The organism is Sulfurovum sp. (assembly GCF_041551015.1).
Lineage (GTDB): Bacteria > Campylobacterota > Campylobacteria > Campylobacterales > Sulfurovaceae > Sulfurovum.
The window spans coordinates 1-3,068 of the sequence record NZ_JBFENQ010000179.1; the positions used below are offsets into that span (position 1 = coordinate 1).

Consider the following 3,068-nt stretch of genomic DNA (forward strand, 5'->3'; position numbering starts at 1 on the left):
TCAAGTGAACGAAGTTGTTTTGCATTGAGGTTGTTTTTATCCATATGTTCATAGCTCATAAGTATCGTACTTATAGGTGTATTCATCTCATGTGTTGCATCTTTCATAAATTTTGTTAAAGAGACGATGGATTTTTTAATAGGTGACAACATGATCTTAGCTAAAAGAAGGGCAACGAAAAGTATAAAGATAAAACCATAAAGCGCTACATAACCGATCTGTTGAAGAATACTGTTTAATTTATCCATATCAAGAGGTTTTTTAATCACAATATACTTTACATCCAAATACTCTTTATAGAGTGTTTCTATAAGATAGTATTCACCATTAGCAGCATAAAATAGTTTGGAAAAATCTATATCATCTATAAAAGTAGACGCAATGCGTTCTCCTTGGTTGTCATAGAGTGCAATGTCATATCCCTCTTCATAAAAAGTGAACTGCTCACTTTTATTGTTATGATAGTATTCTAATTTAGCATTGATAGTTCTTGCTTTATATCGCATTTCTAAATGCATCTTCTCGATCAAAGAATTCTTTTGATCCATATAGTAAAGATACCCAACCCATGTAGCTAATATACTGAGAGAACCCAGATACACAACCATGAAAATAATGACACTTTTAGTACTGGCCTTCATCAGTTTGAAGTTTCCATCTCAAATCTGTATCCAAGACCCCTGAGGTTTTGGATCATGTCTTTAGTAAGATGTTTTCTAAGATTCTTTATATGTGCTCTGAGAGATTCTGATGAGGGTGTTTCATCATAATCCCAGAGTACTTCATAAAGACTATCAAATGTTATGATCTCATTAGGGTGTTTCAAAAAGTGTTTGAGTAATTTAAGTTCTTTTTGTGGCAAAGAAACACTCTTCTCACCTGTGTGCAATAACTCTGTATCTATGTCAAAAGTGATATTTTCATCTATCTGTATAATAGTAGATCGTTGTTGTGTAAAAGAACGTTTCTGAATATTTTTAATACGTAAAAGAAGTTCGGCAAGTTCAAAAGGTTTTTTGAGATAGTCATCCGCACCACTTTCAAAACCTTTTGAAACATCATCAATATCATTAAGTGATGTGACAAATATAGTAGGTGTGGTATCTCCATTGTCTCGTAACATCTTCAGTAGGTCAAAACCTTTTATTGCGGGAACATTAACATCAAAGATATACAGATCATACCGAGTTTCATAGGCATTAGACAATGCTTCTTCACCATCATAAACAAGATCGAGTTTAAACCCATTGTCTTCAAGATATTCAGACATGATATCAGCCAAACCTATATCATCTTCCAATAATAAAATCTTCATAAACACTCCTGATTAGTTATTTTATTATAACATACTACAAGGGGGAAAATAGTACTTCATACTTTTTTCATACTTTTTTACTATAATAAATATATAAATTAAGAAAGGTGTCAAATATGAGATATAAAAATGTTATTTCCACTCTTTGTATATTGGGCACCATGTCACTTCATGCAGAAGAGAGTGGATTGAGTGATATACTTCAACAAGTAGGGCAGAAAGAGAAACTTATCAAGCCTGAACCTCAGAAGAAAAAGTCCAAAAAAAAGTCACGGTTTGTTTTTCATGATGAATATGATTCTAATAGTATTGGAGTAAAAGACAAGTCCACTACTAAAGATAAATCAGAAAGTTATAATTACGACAATAAATCCAGGTTCAAATTTAAATTTAATGATGGATCTGAGCAGAGTAATTTCATGGGTGGACATGGAAGTTCAGGGATCAGTGGTTCTGGTGGTGGTGGTCAAGGAAGTGGAGGAGGAGGTCGAAGATAACCTCTTTTTTTCTTCATAGATACTTCACACTCTTTTCCTATACTTTTAATGTAACAAATAACATAAACATTAAAAGGATTACCCATGAAAAAAACTTTATTAACTTTAGGTGCAGTGGCACTTCTAACTTCTCCTTCTTTATTTGCTGTAGAGGATAGCTTGCAAGAGCACCTTAGAATAGAACAAAAACTTCAAAAGCAAGAGAGAATAAGATTAAAAGAGGCTAATGCTGAAAAAAACCTGTATAAATATGAACATCAACATGAGTATAAAGGTACTAATCCAAACAGATCAAATACAGGTACAATGGGTGGACAAAGAAGTGGTGGCGGTCGTCACTAGACAATACTTTATATAAACAATAACTTCAAAGGGTATTTACATTAAATACCCTTTTTCTAAATCATCTTCCAATTTTCTAGTTATATGCATTAAACTTATTAAAAAGCTCAATTTTTGAGTTTACATTATATTTATTAAATATATTTTTCATATGTGTTTTAAGTGTATTGATAGATATACCCAATATTTCGGCAACATCAGGATATGATGAACCTTCTAAAACTTTCCGTACTATTTTCTTTTCCTGTAAAGTCAGTAGTCCCATATCTTCATCTATACGTATACACTTAGTAAAGAATGTATTGTGTTCTCTGTCATAGAGTGGTTGTAAGAGTGTTTGAAATGATGTTTTCACTGCTTCAAGTTTTTTTATATCAGCCTCTATATCTGACTGGAATAAAAAACAGGCATATCCGATGATCACTTGATTGTCATAGGTGTACATTGGCATCATAATGGCATTTTTCATTTGTAGTTCATTAGTAAAAGCAGTTGCATCTTTTTTAGATAAAAAACCTTTAAAGATCTGGTAGAGATCAGTGATATTATCATGTTTTATTTTAGAGGCAAAATGTTTGTCACAATTGTTAACAAATTTTTCCCATTTAAAATTTTTTTTATCGAAAACATATTTTTTTAAAAGATGTGCAAAGTGTCTATGTTTTTCAAGTATATAATCTACATTGACCTGTTCTTCTTTATGCATATAAACAGTAATGATATCAGCACCGGATTTATCAAGATAAAAATCAATATTTTTATGCAATATGGTTTTGATATTTCTACCTTGAATGATACACGATTGTAATTCGATAATTTTATGTAAAATTTGACTATCTTCTATTTCCATCTATATCAACCTTCAAAATATGTATTTTTTGATTCTATCAGACATTTGTTACACATTTATTACA

The 3,068-nt window shown here is 31.2% G+C and carries 4 protein-coding genes and 1 pseudogene; 2 read left to right on the forward strand and 3 right to left on the reverse strand.

The window, feature by feature from the left end; all coding sequences use genetic code 11:
- Both ABZC96_RS09350 and ABZC96_RS09355 read right to left on the reverse strand, forming a co-directional pair.
- Nucleotides 1-641, reverse strand: a pseudogene (locus ABZC96_RS09350) (hypothetical protein); the annotation flags it as partial.
- Nucleotides 641-1,315, reverse strand: coding sequence for a response regulator transcription factor (locus ABZC96_RS09355; protein ID WP_373030672.1), 675 nt, complete (start codon nt 1,313-1,315; stop codon nt 641-643). The pseudogene ABZC96_RS09350 and the gene ABZC96_RS09355, both read right to left, overlap by 1 nt.
- Nucleotides 1,316-1,431: 116 nt before the next feature.
- On the opposite strand from ABZC96_RS09355, the gene ABZC96_RS09360 reads away from it, so the two are divergent.
- Both ABZC96_RS09360 and ABZC96_RS09365 read left to right on the forward strand, forming a co-directional pair.
- A complete protein-coding gene (locus ABZC96_RS09360; RefSeq protein ID WP_373030674.1) occupies nt 1,432-1,812 on the forward strand; it encodes a hypothetical protein in 381 nt (126 codons plus the stop codon).
- 84 nt (nt 1,813-1,896) lie between these two features.
- A complete protein-coding gene (locus ABZC96_RS09365; RefSeq protein ID WP_373030676.1) occupies nt 1,897-2,154 on the forward strand; it encodes a hypothetical protein in 258 nt (85 codons plus the stop codon).
- Between the two features lie 76 nt (nt 2,155-2,230).
- Here the strand turns inward: ABZC96_RS09365 and ABZC96_RS09370 are convergent, their stop codons facing one another.
- Nucleotides 2,231-3,004: a response regulator transcription factor gene (locus ABZC96_RS09370; protein ID WP_373030678.1), complete on the reverse strand. Its 774-nt coding sequence runs from the start codon at nt 3,002-3,004 to the stop codon at nt 2,231-2,233.
- Between the last annotated feature and the right edge of the window lie 64 nt (nt 3,005-3,068).